The sequence below is a fragment of the Arthrobacter sp. JUb119 genome (assembly GCF_024807995.1).
GTDB lineage: Bacteria > Actinomycetota > Actinomycetes > Actinomycetales > Micrococcaceae > Glutamicibacter.
On the sequence record NZ_JANUFE010000004.1, the window covers coordinates 174,081 to 197,825 of the forward strand.

A 23,745-nucleotide genomic window follows, 5' to 3' on the forward strand; every position below is an offset into this window, starting at 1 on the left:
TATTGCGCGGTGGCTAACTCAGCAAGGAGTCGCTGTCCTGTTTTATTGTGCGGTGGCTAACTCAGCAAGGAGTCGCTGTCCTGCTTGATTGGCGCCGCTGGGCGTACCAGCAGCTTGAAGAGCACGGCCAGAAGCACGAGCCATGCGATTCCGGTGTACAGGGCTACACGCGTCGTCGGGCTCAGGGCCAAGAGCACGACAACGAAGACCATGAAGGCCAAGGCGATCCATACGGCAACGGTGCCGCCGGGCACAGCGTATTCACGGGCGACGGCCGGTCCGCGGCCCGCCGCGGCTTCCTTGCGTCGCATGGCCAGGTACGAAGTCAGAATCATGATCCACACCCAGACGGTGGCGAAGGTAGCGATGGAAGCGATGATGGTGAACAGCGACTCCGGGAGCAGGGCGTTGAGCACCACGCCGACCAGCAGCACAATGGCCATGATGACCACGGTCATCCACGGCACGCCGTTACGCGAGATGCGGCCAAAGGACTTCGGAGCATGGCCGATCTCGGACATGGCGTAGAGCATGCGGCCAGCCCCAAAAGTATCGGCGTTGATCGCCGAAACGGCTGCGGTGATCACCACGGCGTTGAGCACGTGGGCGGCGGCCGGGATGCCCAGGCCGTCGAAAATCTGCACGAATGGCGAAGCTGAGCCGTCGATCTGGCGCCAGTCAAAGAGCATCATGACTACGGCCAGCGAAGCTACGTAGAAGAGCAGGATGCGCCATGGCACGGTATTGATGGCGGCTGGAACCGACTTGGCAGGATCAGCTGCTTCACCAGCGGTGATGCCGATGGTTTCGATGCCGCCGAAGGCGAACATCACGACGGAGAACGAGAGCAGCAGGCCCACGAAGCCGTTGGGGAACAGGGTGCCAGCGCTCATCAGGGTAGCGATGCCGGTTGCGGTTTCGGTCTCAGGGGCGTTGAAGCCGAAGATGATCAGGGCGGCGCCGCCAATGATCATGGCGATAATTGCGGTCACCTTGATGATAGCCAGCCAGAATTCGGTTTCACCGAAGACCTTGACCTTCATCAGGTTGATCGAAGCGATCAGCAGGACGACCGCCAGCACCCAGATCCACTGCGCCACCTGCGGGAACCAGAAGCCCATGTAGATGCCGAACGCGGTCACATCGGCGATCGCGACAATGGCCATTTCAAAGGCAAAAGTCCAGCCGGTGACGAAGCCGGCGAAGCGGCCCAGGTAGCGCGAAGCGTAGTGAGCGAAGGATCCGGAAACCGGATGCTTGACAGCCATCTCGCCCATGGCACGCATGACGATGAAGACGGCAGCGCCGCCAATCATGTATGCGAAGAGGACGGCAGGGCCAGCAGCCTGGATAGCAGAAGAGGAGCCGTAGAAAAGGCCCGTTCCGATAGCTGAGCCGAGGGCCATGAAGCGGATGTGGCGGGCAGTCAGCCCGCGGGCGAGAGACGCCTTTATTTCGTTCACGATAGTAATGCTCGGATCCTATAAGGGGTGCGTTCGATGGGGACGGGCCCGCGCCAAAGGCAGGGCACAGCCGTGAAAATCCTATGCGCTCCAGGCAGCCATGACGCGCTTAAGTGTTGCAGATCCATCGTGAGCTTGGCCACCAGCGGTTGCTGTTGGCCACCTGCCGGGTGGGAGAATGGGCATATGAAACTAGGATTCGTCCGCCACGGACAGACGCAATGGAACCTCGAAGGCCGCTTGCAGGGTTCCAGCGACATCCCCCTGAACGACACCGGGCGAGCCCAAGCCCGCGAGGCTGTCTCGGTGCTGGACGGCGGCCAATGGGACGCTATCGTTTCCTCGCCGCTCTCTCGTGCACGCGAGACGGCACAGATCATCGCCGACGGTCTGGGACTGGAACTGGGTCCTAGCTACGACCTGCTGATCGAGCGCGACTACGCCCAGGGCGAGGGCATGGTTGAGGCCGAAGCGCTGGCGCTATGGCCGGACAAGAACGGTGGCGGAATTGAACCACTGGAATCTGTAGTTGACCGTGGCCTGCGCGCAATCAACCAGATTGCAGCAGACTACCCGGGCAAGAACGTCGCGGTAATCTGCCACGGCACCATTATCCGCTACACGCTCTCGCACTTCGCCGGCTACAAGCTGGACACCATCCGCAATGGCTCGGTTGCCATCATCGGCAATGAGCCCGGCGATTGGCAGCTGGAACTGGTCAATGACCAGGTGCCCAGCAAGGTCGCGGGCTAAGCCGCACTAGATGCCGGAAGGAACAATCCGGCGGATGCTGGAGGCCACCAGCGAATCACGCTGCCGGTTCTTGACGACCGCAAGCCATGAGCCCAACGCCATGTAGGCCTTGGAGCGGATCTTTGGCGAGGAGAGGAACACGTCGTGCAGCGCGCCGGGCAGGCGCACCAAATGCAGTTCCCGGCCTAGGTCGATGCTGCGCTGGGCGACGACCTGCACATTCAAGGCCACGTCGGCGCGGGTGGCGGTGTCGTGCCAGCGTGGCAGCAAATAGTCTTCCGCCGAAAGCATCACCAGGGTGGGCATCTGGAGATCCAGCCCCTTCTTCACCTTGGCTTGCGCATTGAAGACTGCAGAGATGAAACCCGCGGTGAGCTTGAAGCCGTTGACCGGGCGCCAACCCAGATCGTAATCCCATTCGCCGGAAAACTGGCTTGAGACCGTGCGGGTGTAGAACCCTGGATCCACCGTCGGCAAGAAGCGGTGGGGGTTGCGGCTGCTGGCCGCCTGGACGATCCTCGCCAAGGCGGTGCGCCCGATCTCGCTGGCCTGGAATTCCAGCCACGGGCTGTTCAGCGCCAGCGCATCAACTTTCTGCGGGTTGGCTGCCGCATACAGAGAAGCGCTGAGCCCGCCAGTGGAGTGGGCGAGCAGGACAAAGCGGGTGCCCGGATGCGCGCTGGAAATGATGCGGTGGGCCGCGTCGAATTCCTCGAAGTACTCCTCCAGATCGGTGGTGAAGCCCGGGCTTCTGTGCTCGGCGACTTCGGTGGCCTGGTCTACCGGCAAGTTCCGTCCATAATGGCGCAGGTCCAGTGCGTAGAAATCCGCTCCGGCTTCGCTGAGGAACTCGGCGAGCTCTTTTTGGAAGAAGTAGTCCGACCAGCCATGCACATAAAGCACCGCGATCCCGCGCAATGGCGGCGGCAGGCGCAGCGTTCTGCGCGGACGGTGCCTGATCAACGTCGCGGTCGAACCGTCCGACATCGGCAGCGGCCGTTGCGAGAAATCCTCGCCCAGCAGATCGGGCTGCCACAGGTCCTCGGCCGGGTTCTTGAACTGGAAAGCCATGGCTACAGCCTAGCCACCGCACACGCAAAACGGCATCCACCCGCTGGACTGGTTACCAACGGATGAATGCCGCTTTGCGTGGCCGACGTTCAGGGACGACTGTTTTCTATCGGCCGGGTCTCGGGTACTGCCTAACCTGCCATTTCCAGGGTTCGGGCTGGCGCATCCAGGTAGCGCAGGTAGGCGTTCTTGGTCAGGAAGGTCGGGAAGTCATCGCGCAGGGCGCAAGCTTCGAAGATTTCCACGGCTTCCTCGAAGCGATCGCCCTCGAAGCGCTCCAAGCTCTCCATGGTCTCCTCGGCCAGTTCCTGGACCCAGCGACGGGTGATGATCTCGCCCTCATCGGTGATCGCCGACTGGTGGATCCACTGCCACAGCTGCGAACGGGAGATCTCGGCGGTAGCAGCATCTTCCATCAGGTTGCGCAGCGCCACAGCACCGTTGCCGCGCAGCCAGGACTCGATGTAGCGGATGCCGATCTCGATGTTGTCGCGGATGCCGCGTTCGGTGATCTTGCCGGTGACACTCTCGATGTTCAGCAGGGCCGGGCCGGAAACCTCGACATCTTCGCGGGTGCGCTGCAACTGGTTGGGGTTCTCGCCGAGCACCTCGTCGTACACCTCCCGGGCAACCGAAACCAGGTCGGGATGGGCAACCCAGGAGCCGTCGAAGCCATCAGCTGCTTCGCGGGCCTTGTCCTCGCGGACCTTGCCGAACGCCAGCTCGTTGATCGAGGCGTCCTTGCGGTTGGGAACGAATGCGCTCATCCCGCCGATGGCCGAAGCCCCGCGGCGGTGGCAGGCACGCACCAGCTGCTCGGTGTAGGCCCGCATGAACGGGGCGGTCATGGTCACGGTGTCGCGATCCGGGAAGACGAAGCGCGGTCCGCGGGAACGGAAGTTCTTGATAATCGAGAAGATGTAATCCCAGCGGCCAGCATTGAGCCCCGAGGAATGCTCGCGCAGCTCGTAGAGGATCTCTTCCATCTCGAATGCGGCGGTGATGGTCTCGATCAGCACGGTGGCACGGATAGTGCCGCGCTCGATATCCATCAGATCCTGGGCCATGTTGAACACGTCGTTCCACAACCGTGCTTCCAGATGGTTCTCCAGCTTCGGCAGGTAGTAGTACGGGCCGCGTCCGGCTGCCAGCAGGCGCTTGGCGTTGTGGAAGAAGTGCAGTCCGAAGTCCACCAGCGCACCGGACATCGGGGTGCCGGCAACCAGCAGGTGCTTCTCCGGCAGGTGCCAGCCGCGGGGACGAACCACGATGGTTGGCAGCTGCTGCAGATCGTAGCTGTTCAGCTTGTACTCGCGGCCATCCGGCGCGGTGAAGTCCAGGTCCTGATCCAGCACCCGGATCAGGTTGACCTGGTTCTTGATGACGTTCTGCCAGGTTGGCGAGGAAGCATCCTCCATGTCGGCCAGCCAGACCTTGGCCCCGGAATTCAGCGCATTGATAGCCATCTTGCGTTCGATCGGGCCAGTGATTTCCACCCGGCGATCTTCCAGCCCCGGAGCGATCGGGGCGACCTGCCATGAATCGTCTTCGCGAATAGCGCGGGTCTCGTCCAGGAACTTCGGATCGCGGCCATTGGCAATGCGCGCCCGGTTGACCTGGCGGCGCTGCATCAACTCGGCACGGCGCGGTTCGAATGCGGTGTGCAGGGCCGAAAGGAAGTCCAGGGCCTCGCTGGTCAGGATCTGCTCCTGGTAGCGAACGGGGATAGCGGTAATGGTGATGTTGTTCAGGGTGATGGGGGAGTTCATGGCAGCGTCCTTAAAAATCTTGGAAATGGTGCTGGTGCTAGCCGGCGCCTTTGCCGGCTAGCACCATCGACCCATCAGGGTCTAATGGAATTGGCCTTCTTCGGTGGATCCCACCAAGGCCAGGGTTGAGGCGTTAGGGTTCAGCGCCGTGGAGATCGCATCGAAGTAGCCGGTGCCGACTTCGCGCTGGTGCCTGGTGGCGGTGTAGCCGGCGGCCTCGGAAGCGAATTCGCGTTCCTGCAATTCGACGTAGGCGCTCATGCCGTCCTTCGCGTAGCCGGAGGCCAGGTCGAACATCGAGTGGTTCAATGCGTGGAATCCGGCCAGGGTGATGAACTGGAAGCTGAAGCCCATGGCGCCTAGTTCGCGCTGGAACTTCGCGATGGTCGCATCGTCCAGGTGCTTCTTCCAGTTGAACGACGGCGAGCAGTTGTAGGAAAGCATCTGGTCCGGGAAGTCCTTTTTGACCGCTTCGGCGAACTTGCGGGCCAGCTCCAGGTCAGGGGTGCCGGTTTCCATCCAGATCAGGTCCGAGTACGGTGCGTAGGCCTTGGCCCGGGCGATGCATGGCTCGATGCCGTTGGTGACCTTGTAAAAGCCCTCCGGGGTGCGCTCGCCGGTGATGAACTGCTGATCGCGTTCATCGACATCCGAGGTGATCAGCGTTGCCGCTTCAGCGTCGGTGCGGGCGATAACTACGGAAGGGGTGCCAGCCACGTCGGCGGCCAGGCGGGCCGCGTTCAGGGTGCGGATGTGCTGCTGGGTCGGGATCAGCACCTTGCCGCCGAGGTGGCCGCACTTCTTTTCGCTGGCCAGCTGGTCTTCCCAGTGGACGCCCGATGCGCCAGCGGTGATCATGGACTTCATCAGTTCGTAGGCGTTCAGCGGGCCGCCGAAGCCGGCTTCTGCATCAGCGACGATGGGGACCATCCAGTCTTCGACGGTCTGGATGCCTTCGGAGAACTCGATCTGGTCTGCACGCTGCAATGCGTTGTTGATGCGGCGCACGACCTGGGGAACCGAATTGGCCGGGTACAGCGACTGGTCCGGGTAGGTCTGGCCTGAAAGGTTGGCATCCGCTGCTACCTGCCAGCCCGAAAGATAGATGGCTCGAAGGCCGGCCTTGACTTGCTGCACTGCCTGGTTGCCGGTCAGTGCGCCCAACGCGTTGGTGTAGCCGCCGGTGGGGGTTTCCTCGGTGAGCTGCTTCCACAGCTTCTCGGATCCGCGTTTGGCCAAGGTGTGCTCTTCCTGGACCCGGCCCTGGAGCTTCACGACGTCGGCAGCGCTGTAGTCGCGGGTTACGCCGTTCCAGCGGGGGTTGTTTTCCCAGTCGCTCTCGATGGCTGCGATGCGGTTGTCGATCGAGGTTTCGTTGGTGTTTTCAGTAGTCATTGCTTCGGCTCCTTCGCACAAGCTGCGGGTTCATGTCGATCGGAAGGTGATCTTGTGAACTTCTTCGTGACAACTACTTTTCCGCAGGTGCGAGGGCTTCAACAGAGGTTTTTTGAATTAAGATTTTCACTTCTTCACAAAAATGGAAATTTATCGCTTCTTGCGCTGAATGTGAGTCAAGGCATGGAAATCTGCCGATATTGAATCAATCCCTAGCGAAGAAGAGTAAAATTTAACAGCAAGCCTAGATAAGGGCGAAGCCAAAGCAGACCGATTCCGGGGTCTGCGAGAATCGGCGAATCACTGATGATCTGGGATTTTATGGAAACCGCAGGTGCTGATTCGCCACGGCAGGCGTTGTGTATCGGGCCAGGAAACGTGAAGTATCAGAGTCTGGACTGGTAGCTGGCTTTTGCCAGATGGGGGCCTGGACTTGTCGCTATGGCCGATATTCTTGGCCGGCAGTGCAGTTTCTGAGTGCGAAGATTTATGGATCTTGCGACCATGGCTGATTGAGCCGGAACGGGCTAGGGCTGGTCGAAAGAAACCACAGCCATGAAACCGCGGCCGGAGATGCGTGGTTCACCGGCGTCAGAGCCAACGACGGTGTCACGCAGGTTCAGCGACTGTTCGCTGTCGCCGAGCAAGAGCTTGGCGGAGCCCTGGACCAAAAGGCCCAGTTGCCCATCAAAGAGGTATTGCTCGCGCTTTTTGGACAGCTCGACAATGCGAACGGTGGGTCGTACCTGCTCTGGAATGGCGGCCACGTGCACGATGAGCAGTTCTTCGGCGGGCTGGCTCGCCTGGACAGAATTTCTCGTTTCGAATTTCAACGGGCGCAGCGGTTCCAATCCGTGCTCTTGCCCGTCTACATCCAGCTGCACGAAATCGCCGGCGATCAACGTGAAGACTTGAGCCGAAGGCGACGGAGTGAAGGCTGCAGATTTCTCGATAGAGCGAATCGACAGTTGCCAGGTTGATTCCCGCAGTTCGCTGGACCACAACGTTCCGTCCTGCGCCAGAATGCCGCTCGCAATGAGCCGGACCTGCCCTAGCTCCCATTGCTTCTTGGTGCTTTGCGCCAATTCGAGAATGGAACCCGGTGCAAAAGATGCTTGTGCTTCGCTCATGGGACGAGTCTACTTGCCGATGACCAAGCGAAGTTGTTCAACCAGCTGGGATGTGGGCAGCGAGGCATCAAGAGTTATCCAACCGTGCACTTGCGCAAGACGCAGATACTCATTTCGACTGTCCCTGAGATACTCCATGCTTTCGTCGTCTTTGCCACGGGAATTGATCCGCTCAAAGGCAAGGATGGGGTCGATGTCGAGCAGGACAATTCTCGCGTGCTCGGTACTTTTCGCCGCAAGCCAGGGGAGAAGCAGTCCCGGAGGATGGCCACGTAAGCGCCGCAGCACTAATTGGCAATACAGGTGCCGGTCCATCACGCTGAGTCCGGGAGAGCGGGCCGCGAAAAGCATATTGCGGGCAACATTGAAGCTGCGAATGGAAGTTTCGAAGAAATCCTGGGTGAAAGTCGGGAACGTCATTCCCAGGGCGCGAGAGAATTTGGTAAGCCAGCTCCGCGCGGCGACGTTTGCGAGCCTACGAGCCTGAATGCGATCGTTGCGCAGCTGCTGTACTAAAGCTTCAATAGTGGTGCTTTTGCCTGCGCCATCGGTGCCGACGATGACCAAAGTCCGGGGTGGATCGTGGGCATGGCGCGGGGCCGGTAGGGGGCGGGTGGAGACTGCGTGCATGGTGCTCCTTGCTGGATCTCTTTGTAGTTTCAACGTTTGCGCTTCGCTGAAGATTCCGCAGAAAGGCTGTGCATTTGTTGAGAGTAGCTCGCCGGGGAAGCAAGGAAAGAACCGTGAATATTTGCTTCCGCGTCACTGCTGGGCGATTGAATTACGGGTTGAATCCGGAAGATCTAGAAATTTTCACGATCCTTGGCATAACCTTGTCATGTGACTGCAACCACATGGAATCGCTCAGTGAACTCAGCCGGCAATGGCGCTGGCAGCGAAGATACAGAACTCGACGCCATTGCTCTCGGCCGCAGAATCCGCTTTCTGCGCAAGGGCAAGCAACTGACCTTGGATGATGTCTCGGCGCTCGTTGACACCGCGCCGAGCCAGTTGTCGCTGATTGAAAACGGCAAGCGCGAACCGAAGCTATCGCTGCTTAAGTCCCTGGCTGGAGCCATGGGGGTTGGCGTCGACGATCTGCTGGGCACCGAACCGCCATCGCGCCGTGCTGCTTTGGAGATCGAATTGGAACGTGCCCAACGCGGTCCACTGTACGAGTCCTTGGGATTGCCTACCGTTCGTGTTGGCACGCGTCTGCCCATGGACGTCCTGGAATCCCTGGTGGGACTGCAGCATGAATTGGAACGCCGCCTGAACGAGCAGGCCGCGACCCCTGAAGAAGCCCGTCGGGCCAATACCGCGTTGCGCCATGAGATGCGCCAACGCAACAACTACTACAAGGATATCGAGCAGGAAGCCGCCAAAGTCCTCTCTGCAGTTGGCCACGATTCAGGGCCGCTCTCGCATCATCGTGCAGCAGATATCGCCGAGCATCTGGGATTCAGCCTGCGCTTTGTGGGCAATCTTCCGCATTCCACGCGTTCGGTGACTGACCAGAAGAACAAGCGTATCTATCTGACGCAGGCGAACCGCTCGGAACATGATCCTCGTTCGGTGTTGCTGCAGGCGCTAGGGCATCACGTATTGGGTCATAGGACTCCAACCGATTATTTCGATTTCCTCTCGCAGAGGGTCGCGACCAACTACTTTGCCGCGGCGTTGATGATGCCGGAAAAGTCCACGGTGGACTACTTGCGGCGAGCTAAGAACAACCGTGAGTTGGCCATCGAGGATCTGCGCGATGCTTTCGCCGTGTCCTATGAGTCCGCAGCCCACCGGTTCACCAACCTTGCCACCGAGCATCTGGGGATGACCTGCCACTTCCAGAAGGTCCACGAATCGGGCATCTTGCACAAGGCTTATGAGAATGACCGAGTGAACTTTCCAGCCGATCACACCGGTGCCATTGAAGGACAAACCATTTGCCGGTATTGGACAAGTCGCGTGGTCTTCGAGCAGATGGATAAGTTCCGTTCCTTCGAGCAGTACACCGATACCGTCAATGGGACCTTCTGGTGCACGGCGCGCACCGAGCGCCATTCCTCGGGACTGTATTCCTTGTCCATTGGCGTGCCTTTTGAGCATGTGAAGTGGTTCCGCGGGCGGGATACCAAGGAGCGCTGCCAATCCACCTGCCCGGACGAGAACTGCTGCCGCCGTCCACCTGCTGACCTATCCAGCCAGTGGTTCGGCAATGCGTGGCCGGCTACGCGCGCCAATACCCACTTGCTGGCGGCCATGCCAACCGGAGCCTTTCCCGGAGTAGATGAAACCGAGGTCTACCGATTCCTGGAAAAGCAGGTGGACTAGGACCGTTGGACTATGCGATGTGCTTGGAGATGAAGGCAAGAGCAGTTTCCGCCAGCCACGCGCCATCCTGGGCAACGGTGCGGCCGGAGCGGGCTACCTTGAAGGAATGGTTGCCACCTTCGAACCAGGAAAGTTCGCTGTGCTCGTTCAGCTTGCTGGCGACTTCTTCCATCTTTTCGGGGTTGGCAAAGGGATCTCGGGTGCCTTCGAGGAAAAGCATCGGCACCGCAATCGGGTAGAGATGCTCATCGCGTAGCTTCTCTTCCTTCTTAGGCGCGTGCAACGGGTACCCCAGGAAGATCAACCCTGCCGAGGGCATGCCCTCGGCAACTGACAGGGAAGCGATGCGCCCGCCAAAGGACTTTCCTGCCGTGAAGATTGGCAGGCCTTCAGCCAAGTGTTCTTCAACCCAACGGCGGACCTGGTGCCACACTGCGACCGCAGCTGGCGCTTTGTCGGGAAACTTCTTTCCAGCATCCATGTAGGGGAAATTAAAACGCAGGACGCTGGCACCCAGATTCGCAGCGGCTAGCGCAAAGCCGGCCATGAAGTCATGATCCTTTCCAGCACCTGAACCGTGTGCGAGCACGATGACGGCCTTCGCCGCCTTTGCTCGGTCCCAGAGCGCGCTGAGTTCCAGGTCTTCGTATGGAATGGAGAGTTCTTGGGTCATAGGTACCACCCTAGGGGCTGAGGGCCCATCAACTGATCATGAAAGGAAATGAACTACATTTCCCAGTCCTTGCGGAGTGCCGTATCGGTGTCATCGCCATTTCTGGCCAGTACCGTCAGCTTTTCAACTTTTTCGCCGGTTGCCGCACGCTCGTTGATCTTGAGCATCATATTTCCCGAGACGAAGATCGATGCGGGCATGTCGTATTCGCCGTCGATCCATGGACCGTCTGCGAGGGTGACGACGAGTTCGCCAAGCGCAGGCGACTCGACTTTCTCAACGTAGGCGTGGGGGTCAGCGGGCAGGCATGTGCGGTAGATTTCCAGCTCAGTGATTTCAGCGCCGCATAGGGATTTGTAGGTATCGTTCATGGCGGACAGCCACTGCGTGTACTTTTCCGTGGCCCAGGCTTTGCGGTCCTCGGGATCGGCACCAGTACGAGCCCGGGTGAAAGTTCCTGAGTTATTGCCGTCTTCAGTAGCGAAGGTGACAGATTCCAATTCCGGCGAGGCCTCGCCTACGCTTTCGAACATGATTCGGCCCATCATGCGCAGCTCATCCTCGTTGGTTTCGTAGCTTTCCCGCATCTGGGTTCCAAACTTCATGCTGTTATCCAAGAAGATATTGATGGCACCAGGTGCTGGAGATTCCCAAGAAGTCATTAGGTTGTAGGGATACAAGAAGCCTTTGGTGGATTTGATGCCAGAGTTTTCTTTCCACATCTCAATTTTGGAATCTGCCCAGGCCTGTCCCGAATTGGCGTTGGCGTCCAACTCCGCGGGTCCAGGCTCGGGGGCGGTTTCACCGGGTTCACCGGTTTCGGCCGCGGGCTGTGCCGCCGGAGTGGAGCCAGCGACGGAAGCCGCCGTCGAATCGGCTGGCGCTGCTTGTTCGGGAGCTGCATTGCACCCTGCTAGAAGCAAAGCCAACGATGACAGGGCAATGACCGAACGGGTGCGCAAGAATAACTCCTCATTATCGATGAATGGTCAGTCTATACAGGCCAGGCAGCGAAGGGAGAGGTGTTACGAGAATTTGGCAAAGGTCCGGATCGCACCGGGACGGAAATCCGACGCTTCCGTGAGCCCCATGGATTCGTAGAAGGCACGTTGCCCGGGTTCATCATCGGTGATCAGGACCAGCTGACGCACATGCTCATATTTCACTAGTACGGCAGAGAACAAAGCACGGCCTACGCCGGTGCGATGCGTAGATGGACGCACCAGGATGTCCTGGACGTAGCAGATGGTGGCATTATCCGAGACCACGCGCACAAGGCCGATTAACTGGTGGTCTACGTCGTAGGCGTAGATTACGCATGCTGAATTCTTCAGGCCCTCAAATAGTACGTCTGGGTTGTCTGTATAGGCGCTCCAGCCCACCGCGTTGTAGAGCGAGAGTATTTGTTCCTCGGAAGGCACCTTAGTGGTGGAGAGTTCCATCGAGTCCTTTTACTGTTGCGGGGAAACCGAAAGGATCTCTGCGTTGCCCAGCAACGGATGCTTCACCAGTTCTGTTTCCAATGTGTGGATGATGGCTTGGGCGGAGTCGCCGTTGTAAACGAACACCGGGCCATCATGCCGGTAGTAGACATCCTCATGCCATCCGATTTCGCCGTCACCCAATGCATGCTGCAGGGCCCTGACTGTTGGCTCCAGATCCGATTCCGATTCGGCCCCAAGCCTGGTTCGAAGCAAAACGTACTCGCTGCCGCCTACTTCGGTGCGTTGTCCATCAATAATCAGCCAGGAACCATGCCCCAGTCCTCCATCGATGAGCGAAGAGAGCAATTCGGAAAACAGCTTCTTCGGTTCGGGGGTGGCCACTTCAAGGTTAATGTCGCTGGAGATCGGCTCCTCAGCCGCGTCCAATGTGGTCTTGGCGCTGATGATGGTTCCGGAAGACTTGTATTTGGGCAACAATGTATCGAGCAGGCCCGCCTCATGATCTTTGCGCAGGCGTTCGGTCATCGGCTGGGCAAAATGGATCTGCACCCGGTGAGTCGAAGCCTCCGATGATTTCCTGGCGAACAGCGACATGTCCTCAGTCCTCGTGTGGGTCGGAAATGCAAAAGACGATTCCGTAAGGATCGCGCATAATGGTCCAGCCAAAAGTGGGATCTTCGGTGTGGTCCTCAACGCGTGTTGCGCCAGCAGCCATGCAACGGGTGACTTCCTGCTCGCGGCTGGTGCTTGCTTCCAAGTCGAGATGAACCCGGTTCTTGCCGGCAGTGATCTCATCAACTTTTTGGAACCCCAACCGAGCGCTGAAGCCAGGGACGCTGATCATGGTGAACCCCGGGTACTGGCCCAGATATTTCCCGCCCAGAACAGCCCTCCACCAAGCCGAGGCAGCTTTCTCGTCAAGGGCATCAAGGGTGATCATTCCAATGTTCGCCATGCAGTCAAAGGTACCGGGAGTCTTCCTGCTTAGCTAGAGGTTGACTGCATTTCTGCCGCTGACTAGCGCACTTTCTAAGTGAAGAAAAGGGGCTTGCTTGGCCGGGACGGAAGTCCCGACCGAGCAAGCCCCTTTATGGGCTATGCCGGCCTAGCTATCGAAGTAGTTTGGCGCGTGCTCGTTGTGAGCAGGTGGAGTCGGCATCTCGACTTTCTTCTGCACCTTCAGCATGCCAGCGGCGTAGTCCACCGAAACGGTGTCACCAGCGGCAAGCGAATCACTGATCAGCAGGTCGGCAATGGCATCCTGTACCTTCCGCTGTACCAGCCGGCGCAGCGGGCGAGCACCGAACTCGGGGTCGTAGCCTTCGTTTGCCAGCCACTGTACGGCAGCGTCGCTCACCTCCAGTTTCAGCTCCTGGTCCACCAAGCGAGCTTCGGTCTCGGCGATGACCAGCTTGACGATCTGGCCAATCTCGGACTGCGAGAGCTTGGAGAACAGCAGTACCTCGTCCAGCCGGTTCAGGAACTCTGGGCGCATGAACTCGCGTACCTTGCCCATGACCTTGGCCCGGATTTCTCCAGCCTCACTGGTGGCATTGGCGGAGGTGAAACCGAAGTTTCCGGCCTTGTTGGCCAAGTACTCGCCGCCGAGGTTGCTGGTCATCAGGATCAGCGTGTTGGAGAAATCGACAGTGCGCCCGGCTGAGTCGGTCAACCGGCCGTCATCGAGTACCTGCAGCAGCACGTTGAACACGTCCGGGTGGGCCTTCTCGATTTCATCGAGCAGCACGACCGAATACGGGTTGCGGCGGATCTTCTCGGTCAGCTGGCCGGGCTCGTCATGGCCGATGTACCCCGGAGGTGCTCCGATCAGGCGCGCCACGGTGTGCTTCTCACCGTATTCGCTCATATCGACGCGAACCAGCGATTCGGCCGAACCGAAGAGGTTTGCAGCCAGAGCCTTGGCCAGTTCGGTCTTTCCGACGCCGGTGGGACCCAGGAAAAGGAACGAGCCGATGGGGCGACCTGCTGGCGACATTCCGGTACGGTTGCGACGCACGGCGCGTGCCACAGCGGCAACGGCATCGTGCTGGCCGATGACCGAAGCATGCAGGGAATCTTCCAGCGAAGCCAAGCGTGCCTTGTCATCTCCCGAGATGCGCGAGGTGGGGATGCCGGTGGATCGGGAGATCACTTCCGAAATCTGCTTCTCATCCACTACCCGGGTGACCCCTGCATCGCCGGCCTCCTCAGCAGCCTTGATGCGCGCGGTCATCTCCACGATGTGGTCACGCCATGCGCCAGCTTCTTCGAATCGTTCCTCGCCGATAGCGCGTGACTTCTCACGCTCGGCGTCTACCAATTCGGCACGCAGGGACTGCACATCCTCGGCATCTCCGGCAGCGATGGACCGCCGGGCACCGGCGATATCGATCAAGTCGATGGCCTTGTCAGGAAGCTGGCGGTCGTTCAGGTAGCGGGCAGAGAGCGTCACCGCGGCCTTGAGCGCTTCGGGGGTGTACTGCACCTGGTGGTGATCCTCGTAGGATTCGCGCAGGCCGTCCAAAATGGCCAGTGCAGTTTCCTCCGACGGCTCGGCGACAGTAACCTTGCCGAAGCGCCGAGCCAGCGCGCTGTCCTTCTCCACCTTGCGGAACTCATCGAGCGTAGTGGCGCCGATCATGTGCAGCTCGCCACGCGCCAAACGCGGCTTGAGGATATTTGCGGCGTCCATATTGCCGGACTCGCCAGAGCCTGCACCGACCAGCAGATGCATCTCATCGATGAATATCAGCACCTGCCCCTCGGCTGCGGCTACCTCGTCGAGCAGGCCGGTGAGCCGCTGCTCGAAATCTCCGCGGTAGCGGGTTCCGGCGAGCATGCCCGGAAGATCAATGGAGATCAAGGCCGCATTGCGCAGTTGGGCTGGTACCTGGTCATCGATGATGGCGCGGGCCAGGCCTTCGGCAATGGCGGTCTTGCCCACGCCGGCCTCGCCAATCAGCACAGGGTTGTTCTTGGTGCGACGGGCCAGGATTTCAATAACCTGATCCAGTTCCTCCTTGCGTCCGATCACCGGATCAATCTGGCCGTCGGAGGCCAGTAGGGTCAGATCGGTTCCGTAGCGTTCGAGCATGGACACGTCGGACTCGGAATCGGACTGGTTCTGGGCATCGTTTTGGCCACGCTGGGCCTGCTCCATGGCGGCTTGCTGCAAGGACTGGCCGGTGATGCCGTGCTGCGCCAGGAGCTGGCTGACCGGAGATTCCGGGTTGAAAACGAAGGCCAGGAAAAGATGATCAGGGTCGATGTAGGTCGAACCGTAGTTACGAGCAACCTGATAGGCGTCAAAGAGGCTGCGCTGAGCTGCCGACGATAGGTGGGATGGCTTCTCGCCCTTCTCCTGGGACTTGGGCATGCGCGCGATGGCATCTGCACTCAAAGCCTCGATGTCGATACCCATGGCGGTCAGGTGCTCGCCGACTGGTTCGGTGCGCAGCAGAGCCATCAGGAGGTGCAGGGAATCAATCTCGTCGTGGCCATGCTCCTGGGAAATCGCTGCCGCGGTGGCTACCGCTTCGTGGGTGCGGGCGGAAAGCAGGCGCGTGAGGTCGATGGGACGTGCTGCCTGAGCACGTGAAGACAGGAATCGAGAGAGGAATTCCTCAAACGAGCCATCTGACGGTGCGCCGAAAAATGCTGGCAAGTGAGCCTCCTAATAGAAACTTGAGCGGTCTATGCTCATGTTCAACGCATATGGCGCGCAGATATTCCCGAACCAGCCGGGCAAGGTGTCAAAGAGGTTGACTTCACACTAATAGCTGGAAAGCAGGCGCTAGTCTTTGGGGATTTCGATAAGGCCCATACGCGCGGCCGCAACCAGGGCCTGGACCCGATCGCGAACATTCAGCTTAACGAAAATCTTCGCCATATGGGTTTTAACCGTAGTTTCGGAAATAGTCAGAGTTCTTGAAATCTCGGTATTGTTTAGCCCGCGTGCGAGCAGTTTTAGAATCTCGAATTCCCGATTGGTAATTCCCAAGTCATAGGCCAGTTCTTGAATGTCTTGGGAATTATCCCGGTAAGCTTCGCGAACCGCAGAAACTAGATCAGAAGAAACCGACGGGGAAATGGCTGCAGTTCCTTGGTGAACGGCATGGATCGCATGAATAATTTCATCTGGTTCAGAGTCTTTTACCAAGTATCCGCTGGCCCCAGCGGTCAGTACCGGAACCAGGTAGTCGTCAGAAGAAAAGGCGGTAATGGCAAGCACGGAGGGGCTGTCTTCGGCAGATTTGATTGCTTTAGTAGCGCTAACCCCGTCCATTATCGGCATCTGCAAATCCATGAGCACAACGTCCACTTGATTGCCGCTGCAATACTCGACGGCGGCCTGCCCATTTTCAACAGAATTAACCGTTACAATTCCGGGGTCTGTTGCTAGGATTGTGCCCAACGCATGCCGAATTAGAGGTTCATCATCGACAATAAGGACCTTTATTTGTTCCATCTGATTCCTCTGATTCGATGCGGGTGGCCTCATGTTGGCCTGTTCACCTGAAAGTATATAAGTTGATCTGATGTGGAGTTTGTTATGAAGGGTTTGAAAATGCTGGCCGTAGCAGCATTAGTTCTGGCACCATTGACCGCCGTGGCAGCTCCTGCATCTGCCGCGAGCTCTCCAGCCTCCAGCAGTGGCAACGTTGCTACTCCTGCTGGCTTTGGCTCAGCCTTCTCGGAGTGGTTCTGCAAACGCTACGGCGTCGCCTGCCCATAACGCGGTTTATTTGACTTGATCATCTGAGCCGGGAATTATTCGGCATATGAATGGACGACTAAAGGACACCCTGACCAAGCTCTTCGCTGGTCGGGGTGTCATTGTTTGGACTGGTTTTGCGGTTCTGATCGCGGTTTCCAGTAGCGAGTTCGTGACTCTGCTGGAAGACGGATTTAGTGGTTCGTCGGATATTTCGGTTCGAGGCGCGTTGCTCGGCGTAGGACTGTGCGCAATTCTTGCGCTTGGTCTTCGCTGGGTTGCCGTATCCGTCGGATTGTTTGTGGCAGTTGCCTATTTCTTCCTCACGGACGGCGCCTTGTTCTTCTGGACTGTCGTTTCATTCATGATTTTTTCGGCGCTGGCAGCTACGGCCAGTGCCATGAGCGTTAGGGCCTTATTCCTAACCTTGTCCGCAGCGTGGATGGTGCAGTTCGGCATCCAGTCCGGGCAAGACGCGGTTCTGCTTGTCGGGATTGCCCCGTTGACGGCGATGGCGTTCTTCTTAACGAGGAATATTTACTTGCTGCGCGAGAAGAACGAGCTCGCTCTTCGGCAAATGCATACGGTCAAAGAGCAGACTCGTCTTGCTGTCGACCGGGAGCGAAAGAACATTGCCCGGGATCTGCACGATATTGTCGCGCATGACATCACGGTCGTGGCCATGCAGTCGAAGGCCGCGAAGTTCGCAAACGATGGTCAGAAGGCCCTCGAAGCTCTGGATGTCATCGCCAAACTGAGTACTGAGACTTTGCACGATTTACGCCTGATGCTCAATGTCCTGAGGGCTGATGGGACCATGGCAGATCCCTCGTCCCAGGGCATTGATAAGCCGGCCGCTACTACTGTTTACGCGCTTCAGGGTGCAGAACTTTTCGTTCAGAGGCTAAAAGAGGCAAATTTCGAGGTGAGCTCCACCACTGACGAGAAAATTTCCGAATTGCCCCGTTCTGCACAGACTGCGATTTATCGGGTCATGCAAGAAGGTACAACAAATGTGATAAAGCACGGTGCCTTGGGCGGGAAGTGCACCTTCGAACTCACGGTCCAAGGGGCAGAGGGCATCCTGGAAATTACTAATCAGATGGGGAATTTCGACAAGAAGGCGAGTGGGTTGCCCGAAGGCGGGACAGGCCTGATTGGCATGGGTGACAGGATGCGTGCATTTGGTGGAAAGTTTGCAACCAGTTCCGAAAACGGTGTTTGGGCACTGCGCGCAAGCATCCCGTTCTGACCCCTACCCTCCTACTAAAGTATGATTTCGGATTTTCGCAGGACGCGATAAGTTAGACATGTATCGGTGAAGACCGATCACCGGGAAGGTACTTGGTGGTGTTTTGCGAGTGGCATCACTAAGGATCCGAGGGTGATTAAAAGGTACGTTGCATTGCGTAAACGGACTGATCTTTCATCGGCGCTGTGCCCCCATCGCACGCCGTTGTCTGTCAGTAATGCAACGTACCTTTTATAACTTAAACCCAGCCCGTGTTTCTGCGTTCTGCCTCACACCTCAGGTCGGAATGGGCCTGCGTGGCGGGGTTTTGCGCCTATGGAGAGCATTTCCTGTCTGGGAAGCGAGAGCGCATGAGTACCCAGGCAGATACGGTTGTTTGGCAACAATAAGGCCTGGCCGTGGAGCCTAAGGGCGGCTTTGATAGCAAGACGGCAGATGCTGCGATCAACGCAGAAGCAACCGCAGATTCTTTGGCCGTGAAGGCCGGCGAACCAAGCGGGGCCCATGGTTCGATCGCCTGCTATGGCACGACGCCGAGCTGGCCACGCGCAGCTCCTAATCGATGAAGCAACGGCAAAGGGTGCGAGAACTCGAATTAGTTCTCGCACCCTTTGCCGTTGCTGGTGGTTAAGCCTCGGAAGCCTCTGCCTCTTGGGTGTCTTTCAAAACATGATCAGAAACCTTGGCCAGCGCTCGTTCCAGTGAAGAGCGCAAGACCACAGGAATCGTGATCTCGTCATTAATCTCGACAAGGCCTTCGCGCTCGAAGACGCGCAGCAGGGACTCGACCTGGGGGACAACCTCCTCAAGGCTGGCAATCAGGTGATGCTGCTCGGCGGGAAGGTCATCTTCGGTCGGAACTTGCAACGCGAACTCGGCACGTGGCGGTGTCGATGATGCGGCATTGCTCAACACGCCGGCCACCATCTCGGCGATCTGCGCCTTGCCCGGCTGCTCCAAGGTGTTGATCAGGATGTGCGAGTAGAGAACCTCTGCAATCAGCTCCTTGACCAAGCGGGCGCCTTGTCCGCTGGATGCCAGCAGCGCATCGCTGAGCGACTCGGTTGGGGTTGCGTTCGGTTCCTGGTAGCGCAGCATGGCCGTGCCGATCAGGGCGTCCCAGTATGCCGATAGGCGTGGAACGTCGGCCAGCGAAGAAACGGCAGTGCCGTCTTCCGGCTCCCATTGGGCATCCTCTGGAACGCCGGCGGATTCATCGACCTTGACGAACAGGCCCAGCGCGCTGGCCGCATCCTGCAGCGTATCGCCGGTGAGTACGCCAGCTGGGGTGGTCGGCTTGCCTTCGCCAACCCAGCTGATCAACTCGCGAGCCGCAAAAACGAAGGGCATCGCTTCGAGGCTGCCGTTGGCCTCATCATCTTCGAGATAGGGTGCCACGATGGGTGAATCGCCAGCCATGCGGGAGAGGAATTCGAAAGTCTGCTTGAAGTCATCCACGCTTCCGCCGAAATTAGCGGTCGTGCCCAGGAAAGTCAGGTAATGCTTGAGGATCGCAGCGCTGGCTTCCGAAACTTCCTTGCCCAGCGACGTCAAGTGGCCCAGCTGTTCACCCAGAATCGTCGGATCCAGGGTTTTGACGTCAACGCTCTGGCGCAACTGGGCATGCACGGTCAGCAGGGTAGTGAGCCCTTCGAGCGCTGCGCGGGTCTCGCTGGCTGCCTGGCCCTCTTCGTGGAAGTGGCGGAAGAGCGAGGACTTGAACGGCTGAAGAGCTTGGCGCACTTCGGATTCAAAAGGCACGCTGCTGGCGCCGGAACGGCGGGCTGGATGACCCTGGGCAGGCTTCTTCTTGGCTGGTTTACGTGAGGCCATGAGTGTGGTGCAGTTCCTTAGAAATGGCTGATCGGCGGGATTGGTAATTCGCTTCTCTCCAGTCTACGCAGGACGCGCTGGGGGAGAAGTTCCCGATGGGCGATAGTGATGCAGCCTCTGGGGAAAGTGCCCGTACGGGAGGAAGTACTTGTTGAAAGTTCGGAATAGGCAATCATTTACCGCAAGAAACACGAACCTCCTGCCGGTGTGGTGGCGCTCACCGTCGAATCGTCAGGACGCGTTGATTTTCCCTGGGGATCGCGCGACAGTGAAGACATGCGGGCTCGTGTGGAGAGGCCGTCGAAATGCTAGGAGAGTGGATCATGGCTGGAGTAGGCGTGCCAGATCATGTCGTTGTTGTAGGCGCTGGCTTTGTTGGCCTGTCGACCGCTTGGTACCTGCAGGAAACGGGCATTAAGGTCACCGTCGTGGATCGCGGCGGCATCGCGTCCGGTTCCTCTTGGGGTAACGCCGGCTGGTTGACCCCGGCCCTGACCCTGCCCATCGCGGAGCCTGCAATTTTCAAGAACGGCCTGAAGATGATGCTCGACCCGGCATCCCCGCTGTACATTCCGCTGAAGGCCGATGCCAAGTTGCTCCGCTTCCTGATCGGTTTTGCCTGGCACTCGACCCCGAAGAAGTGGGAAGAAGCCATGCGGGTCTACTCGGAAATCGGCGCAACCGGTTTGGATGCCTTCGACGAAATCGCGCAGGCGACTTCGGCAGGGCCGGGCGTGCAGGAGCCGACCAAGCCGGCAAATCCATTCTTGACCGGATTCACCTCGCTCAGCGACCGCGATGCGCTGCTGCATGAATTCGAGATGATCGAGAAGACCGGCGGCGAAGTTGATTACGAATTGCTCACCGGCGACGAGTTGCGCGGCATCGAGCCGACCCTGTCCAATAAGGTCGCTGCGGGCGTAGCCATCAAGAACCAGCGCTACATCAACCCGCCGAAGTTCATGGATTCACTGGCCGAATCCGTCATCGCCCGCGGCGGCGACATCATCGGAGCCTTCAACGTCACCGATGTGCGCGACAATCGCGGCTCGGTCACCGTCATCGGTTCCGAAGGCCGTTCAATCACCGCGGATCACGTGGTGCTGGCTACCGGTGCTTGGATGACCGACATGGCCAGCAAGTTCGGTGTGAACGTTGTGGTTCAGGCAGGCCGCGGCTACTCGTTCACCGTGGAGCCGGAACACATGCCAACGCACCCGATCTACTTCCCGACCCAGCGCGTTGCCTGCACCCCGCTGGGCGATCGTTTCCGCATCGCCGGCACCATGGAATTCCGCGACGCCAACCACAAGCTGGAGCCGAAGCGCATTGAGGCCATCGTTGCCGCTGCGACCCCGGTCTACCAGGGGATTAACTGGGAGAACCGCAAAGAAGAATGGGTGGGTGGACGCCCATGCACCGCGGACGGCATGCCACTCATTGGCCAGACCGGATCCTCGCGCGTGTCGGTTGGCGGCGGCCACGGCATGTGGGGCGTTGCGCTGGGACCGCTGACTGGCAAGATCCTGGCTGCCCAGATTGCTGGCCAGCAGGTTCCAGGCATCGCCCGGCACTTCAACCCCTTGCGCAAGGGGTTCTAAGCGTTTCGGTCCACACCCGGAACGAAATAAAACAACCGGCTTGCGGTGCATCATGGCGATGCGCTGCAAGCCGGTTTTCCTTTAAGGCTGTCTTTTACGCGCTTTAGGCATGGCGGGTTGATGTCCCGGCAAGGATCGCGCGGTAGCCTTCGGCAAATCCTGGATACTGCAGTTCAAGCCCGCTGGCTAGCAGCTTGGAATTATCGAGCCGGCGGTCGGCAGCACGTCGTGCCGGGGCTTGTCCTGCCTCTTCCGGCGCAGGCAAACCAAGTTCCTTAGCCAAAAACTGGTAGACCTCGCCTAGCTGGGCTGGGGTGCTGTCACTGGCCAGGTAGAGGCCAGCGGCTTGCTCTCCCAGCGCCGCAACGTGAACGATGGCCGCGGCCAGGTCATCGCGGTGGATGCGGTTGGTCCAATGCGAGCCCGCGGGAATCTGTGCGGCTCCGGCAGTGACGTGATCGATGAGCCGGGTGCGGCCCGGGCCGTAGATTCCCGACGCCCGCAGGATTGTTACCGGCAGGCCGCTGCCGGCGAGCGCTGCCTCGGTGTGCGCAAGGACCTGCGCGGTGGGGCTAGCTGGGGCAAGCGGTGCTGATTCGTCGACGAGTTCTCCGTTGGCGCCGCCCATCACTGCGGTGGAGGAGATGTAGATAAGCCGGCGAAGATTGGGGCATTGGGCTGCCAGCCGTGAAGCCAGTTCTTTGGCGACCTGCAGATAGCCGCGCGTGTAGCCATCGGCATCGCGGGTGGCTGGCACGGGAGTGAGCACGACGATTTCGGTCTGCGGATCGATGCTTGGCCACTGGGCGGCATCGAGCAGGTCTACGCTGTGGCCGGTAAATCCTGCGGGCAGCTTCTGGCTGTTGCGCCGCCAGCCGGTGACGCGATGGCCCTCCTGCTGGAGCCGCAGTCCTGCCTCGGTGGCGACATCTCCGCAGCTGACCAGTAATACTTTCACGAGACTCCTTTGGCGCGATATGTCCTCGGAGGCGAATCCCCCTACCCATAGACTAGAACCTTTAGGCCAGCGTGGCATGCGCGCGGAGGAAGGGGGCCAGGTGCAGTCTTCGGTGCGTTGTGTCCTGTTCTGCGTGGTTGCATTGCTCTCCATGCTCGGCGAGGGCATGGCGGTCTTTGCCTTGACCCTGGAATCCGCGGATCAGTTGGGGTCCTGGGGCGTAACCGCGTTGTTCCTCGCCGGCTTGGTTCCGCCGATCCTTGCCGCCCCGGCTATAGGGCGTTGGGTGGACGGGGCAGCCCTTTTCAGGGTGTGGATCCTGAACCTGTGCGTGCATGTGGCGATTTTCGCGGTGATGGCCATTGCCTCCAATATCTTCGCGAGCCTCGCCTTGATGCCTGTGGCCAGTATTTGCGCGGTGGTTAACGGAGCGGTCATTTTCAAGATCATTCCGCGCATCCGCGGAGGCTTCAGCATTGCTCGTGCCAGCAGCTTCCTTGTCGTAGCGACGTCCCTGGCGGGAATCATCGCGCCGGCGATAGCTTCACTCGTCTTCGCGAAAGCGGGGATCGGCGCGGTGCTTTGGTACGCGGCGGCAGGATTCCTGGCACTGGCCCTGGCGGCCATCTTCCTGTCCCGCTCGCAAGCCGCCAACGGGAAAGGAGCAGACGCAGGGAACGAGCCGGATCCGGGTGGACCGGTATCGCCCGGTGGAGCTGCATTGACGCGCAATCCACAATTGCGGATCTTGCTGCTCCCGGTGGCGGCGATCGTGCTGTTTACCGCAGCAGAAGGCGTTTCGGGGGTGTTCTACCTGCGCGGGATCACCGATAACGACACTGGATACGCGGTATTGCTCGGTGCCTGGTCCGTGGGCGCAGTGTTCGGTTCCCTGCTGGGAGGCAATCGCCGCTTCGGTACCCGAAGCGCCTTGCCGATTCTGCTCGGTGGAGGGCTGGTGGGCGCCGCGATCCTCACGGAAGGGCTCTGGTCCAACGCGGCTGGCCTGGCCTTGGTGTTCCTTGCCGGCGGGCTGGGCAATGGACTGCACAATACTGGAGTACGAACAGCCATTTACGAATACGTGCCGGAATCCCGCCATGGTGCTGCTTGGGCGCAGCTGCGGATGCTCATCAACATCATGGTCGCATTGGGCTATCTCATCGGCACCCCGGGATTGCTGATTGGCCCGGCCAGGGCAATTATCGTGGTCTCCGGTGCCGCGACGCTGCTGGTTATCGTTGTATCCGCCGCGCTGTACAGCTGGAAAGCGCAGGCCAAGGTCCATGGGAGGACCTCTGCTACGGAATCCCGGGGGTAGCGCGCTCGCCGGAAACATGAAGGTTGCTGGATAACG

The 23,745-nt window shown here is 59.3% G+C and carries 20 protein-coding genes; 5 read left to right on the plus strand and 15 right to left on the minus strand.

Features of this window, described 5'->3' with window-relative positions:
* Positions 1 to 56: 56 nt before the first annotated feature.
* Positions 57 to 1,463 (minus strand): amino acid permease, encoded by a 1,407-nt coding sequence (locus tag M2368_RS12265; protein ID WP_105659184.1) that lies wholly within the window; start codon positions 1,461 to 1,463, stop codon positions 57 to 59.
* Between the two features lie 186 nt (positions 1,464 to 1,649).
* Here M2368_RS12265 and M2368_RS12270 point away from each other — a divergent pair, with 186 nt between their 5' ends.
* Entirely contained in the window at positions 1,650 to 2,216 is a 567-nt protein-coding gene (locus M2368_RS12270) for a histidine phosphatase family protein (RefSeq protein ID WP_105659183.1), read from the plus strand.
* A gap of 6 nt (positions 2,217 to 2,222) precedes the next feature.
* On the opposite strand, the gene M2368_RS12275 is transcribed toward M2368_RS12270, so the two are convergent.
* From M2368_RS12275 to M2368_RS12295, 5 genes are all read right to left on the minus strand, one after another.
* Positions 2,223 to 3,287, minus strand: a complete 1,065-nt coding sequence (locus M2368_RS12275; RefSeq protein WP_498724541.1) for an alpha/beta hydrolase — start codon at positions 3,285 to 3,287, stop codon at positions 2,223 to 2,225.
* A gap of 131 nt (positions 3,288 to 3,418) precedes the next feature.
* Positions 3,419 to 5,056 (minus strand): malate synthase A, encoded by a 1,638-nt coding sequence (aceB, locus tag M2368_RS12280; protein ID WP_498724542.1) that lies wholly within the window; start codon positions 5,054 to 5,056, stop codon positions 3,419 to 3,421.
* Positions 5,057 to 5,137: 81 nt separating this feature from the next.
* Entirely contained in the window at positions 5,138 to 6,451 is a 1,314-nt protein-coding gene (gene aceA, locus M2368_RS12285; RefSeq protein ID WP_105659180.1) for an isocitrate lyase, read from the minus strand.
* A 527-nt stretch (positions 6,452 to 6,978) separates the two neighbouring features.
* Positions 6,979 to 7,581, minus strand: coding sequence for a HutD family protein (locus M2368_RS12290; protein ID WP_105662414.1), 603 nt, complete (start codon positions 7,579 to 7,581; stop codon positions 6,979 to 6,981).
* Positions 7,582 to 7,590: 9 nt separating this feature from the next.
* A complete protein-coding gene (locus M2368_RS12295; RefSeq protein WP_105662415.1) occupies positions 7,591 to 8,211 on the minus strand; it encodes a nucleoside/nucleotide kinase family protein in 621 nt (206 codons plus the stop codon).
* A gap of 237 nt (positions 8,212 to 8,448) precedes the next feature.
* On the opposite strand from M2368_RS12295, the gene M2368_RS12300 reads away from it, so the two are divergent.
* A complete protein-coding gene (locus M2368_RS12300) occupies positions 8,449 to 9,912 on the plus strand; it encodes a helix-turn-helix transcriptional regulator (RefSeq protein ID WP_181148926.1) in 1,464 nt (487 codons plus the stop codon).
* A 10-nt stretch (positions 9,913 to 9,922) separates the two neighbouring features.
* Here the strand turns inward: M2368_RS12300 and M2368_RS12305 are convergent, their stop codons facing one another.
* From M2368_RS12305 to M2368_RS12335, 7 genes are all read right to left on the minus strand, one after another.
* Complete coding sequence (locus tag M2368_RS12305) at positions 9,923 to 10,585, minus strand: alpha/beta hydrolase family protein (protein ID WP_105658615.1); 663 nt, start codon at positions 10,583 to 10,585, stop codon at positions 9,923 to 9,925.
* A 53-nt stretch (positions 10,586 to 10,638) separates the two neighbouring features.
* Entirely contained in the window at positions 10,639 to 11,358 is a 720-nt protein-coding gene (locus M2368_RS12310) for a hypothetical protein (protein WP_286134343.1), read from the minus strand.
* 252 nt (positions 11,359 to 11,610) lie between these two features.
* On the minus strand, positions 11,611 to 12,027 hold the full coding sequence (locus tag M2368_RS12315; RefSeq protein ID WP_105658613.1) for a GNAT family N-acetyltransferase: 417 nt from the start codon (positions 12,025 to 12,027) through the stop codon (positions 11,611 to 11,613).
* A gap of 9 nt (positions 12,028 to 12,036) precedes the next feature.
* Entirely contained in the window at positions 12,037 to 12,624 is a 588-nt protein-coding gene (locus M2368_RS12320; protein WP_146112328.1) for a hypothetical protein, read from the minus strand.
* Positions 12,625 to 12,628: 4 nt separating this feature from the next.
* Entirely contained in the window at positions 12,629 to 12,985 is a 357-nt protein-coding gene (locus tag M2368_RS12325) for a VOC family protein (RefSeq protein ID WP_105658611.1), read from the minus strand.
* Between the two features lie 150 nt (positions 12,986 to 13,135).
* Positions 13,136 to 15,694, minus strand: a complete 2,559-nt coding sequence (locus tag M2368_RS12330) for an ATP-dependent Clp protease ATP-binding subunit (RefSeq protein ID WP_105658610.1) — start codon at positions 15,692 to 15,694, stop codon at positions 13,136 to 13,138.
* Positions 15,695 to 15,823: 129 nt separating this feature from the next.
* Positions 15,824 to 16,498: a response regulator gene (locus tag M2368_RS12335; RefSeq protein ID WP_105658609.1), complete on the minus strand. Its 675-nt coding sequence runs from the start codon at positions 16,496 to 16,498 to the stop codon at positions 15,824 to 15,826.
* 313 nt (positions 16,499 to 16,811) lie between these two features.
* Between M2368_RS12335 and M2368_RS12340 the strand changes: the two genes are divergently transcribed.
* A complete protein-coding gene (locus tag M2368_RS12340; protein WP_332487388.1) occupies positions 16,812 to 17,996 on the plus strand; it encodes a sensor histidine kinase in 1,185 nt (394 codons plus the stop codon).
* Between the two features lie 627 nt (positions 17,997 to 18,623).
* Here M2368_RS12340 and M2368_RS12345 read toward each other — a convergent pair.
* Positions 18,624 to 19,829 (minus strand): hypothetical protein, encoded by a 1,206-nt coding sequence (locus M2368_RS12345; protein ID WP_105658607.1) that lies wholly within the window; start codon positions 19,827 to 19,829, stop codon positions 18,624 to 18,626.
* Positions 19,830 to 20,152: 323 nt separating this feature from the next.
* Here M2368_RS12345 and M2368_RS12350 point away from each other — a divergent pair, with 323 nt between their 5' ends.
* Complete coding sequence (locus M2368_RS12350) at positions 20,153 to 21,430, plus strand: NAD(P)/FAD-dependent oxidoreductase (protein WP_332504462.1); 1,278 nt, start codon at positions 20,153 to 20,155, stop codon at positions 21,428 to 21,430.
* Positions 21,431 to 21,533: 103 nt separating this feature from the next.
* Here the strand turns inward: M2368_RS12350 and M2368_RS12355 are convergent, their stop codons facing one another.
* The gene (locus tag M2368_RS12355; protein ID WP_332487392.1) at positions 21,534 to 22,388 is read right to left on the minus strand and encodes an NAD-dependent epimerase/dehydratase family protein; all 855 of its coding nucleotides are present in this window, start codon (positions 22,386 to 22,388) and stop codon (positions 21,534 to 21,536) included.
* A gap of 76 nt (positions 22,389 to 22,464) precedes the next feature.
* On the opposite strand from M2368_RS12355, the gene M2368_RS12360 reads away from it, so the two are divergent.
* Complete coding sequence (locus M2368_RS12360; RefSeq protein WP_402697309.1) at positions 22,465 to 23,709, plus strand: MFS transporter; 1,245 nt, start codon at positions 22,465 to 22,467, stop codon at positions 23,707 to 23,709.
* Positions 23,710 to 23,745 lie beyond the last annotated feature (36 nt).

What these genes read in the sequence shown, in the direction of transcription:
- M2368_RS12270 (WP_105659183.1), top strand. Translation starts at nt 1,650, where the DNA reads ATGAAACTAGGATTCGTCCGCCACGGACAGACGCAATGGAACCTCGAA.
- M2368_RS12275 (WP_498724541.1), bottom strand. Translation starts at nt 3,287, where the DNA reads ATGGCTTTCCAGTTCAAGAACCCGGCCGAGGACCTGTGGCAGCCCGAT.
- aceB (WP_498724542.1), bottom strand. Translation starts at nt 5,056, where the DNA reads ATGAACTCCCCCATCACCCTGAACAACATCACCATTACCGCTATCCCC.
- aceA (WP_105659180.1), bottom strand. Translation starts at nt 6,451, where the DNA reads ATGACTACTGAAAACACCAACGAAACCTCGATCGACAACCGCATCGCA.
- M2368_RS12290 (WP_105662414.1), bottom strand. Translation starts at nt 7,581, where the DNA reads ATGAGCGAAGCACAAGCATCTTTTGCACCGGGTTCCATTCTCGAATTG.
- M2368_RS12295 (WP_105662415.1), bottom strand. Translation starts at nt 8,211, where the DNA reads ATGCACGCAGTCTCCACCCGCCCCCTACCGGCCCCGCGCCATGCCCAC.
- M2368_RS12305 (WP_105658615.1), bottom strand. Translation starts at nt 10,585, where the DNA reads ATGACCCAAGAACTCTCCATTCCATACGAAGACCTGGAACTCAGCGCG.
- M2368_RS12315 (WP_105658613.1), bottom strand. Translation starts at nt 12,027, where the DNA reads ATGGAACTCTCCACCACTAAGGTGCCTTCCGAGGAACAAATACTCTCG.
- M2368_RS12320 (WP_146112328.1), bottom strand. Translation starts at nt 12,624, where the DNA reads ATGTCGCTGTTCGCCAGGAAATCATCGGAGGCTTCGACTCACCGGGTG.
- M2368_RS12325 (WP_105658611.1), bottom strand. Translation starts at nt 12,985, where the DNA reads ATGGCGAACATTGGAATGATCACCCTTGATGCCCTTGACGAGAAAGCT.
- M2368_RS12335 (WP_105658609.1), bottom strand. Translation starts at nt 16,498, where the DNA reads ATGGAACAAATAAAGGTCCTTATTGTCGATGATGAACCTCTAATTCGG.
- M2368_RS12340 (WP_332487388.1), top strand. Translation starts at nt 16,812, where the DNA reads ATGAATGGACGACTAAAGGACACCCTGACCAAGCTCTTCGCTGGTCGG.
- M2368_RS12345 (WP_105658607.1), bottom strand. Translation starts at nt 19,829, where the DNA reads ATGGCCTCACGTAAACCAGCCAAGAAGAAGCCTGCCCAGGGTCATCCA.
- M2368_RS12350 (WP_332504462.1), top strand. Translation starts at nt 20,153, where the DNA reads ATGGCTGGAGTAGGCGTGCCAGATCATGTCGTTGTTGTAGGCGCTGGC.
- M2368_RS12360 (WP_402697309.1), top strand. Translation starts at nt 22,465, where the DNA reads ATGCGCGCGGAGGAAGGGGGCCAGGTGCAGTCTTCGGTGCGTTGTGTC.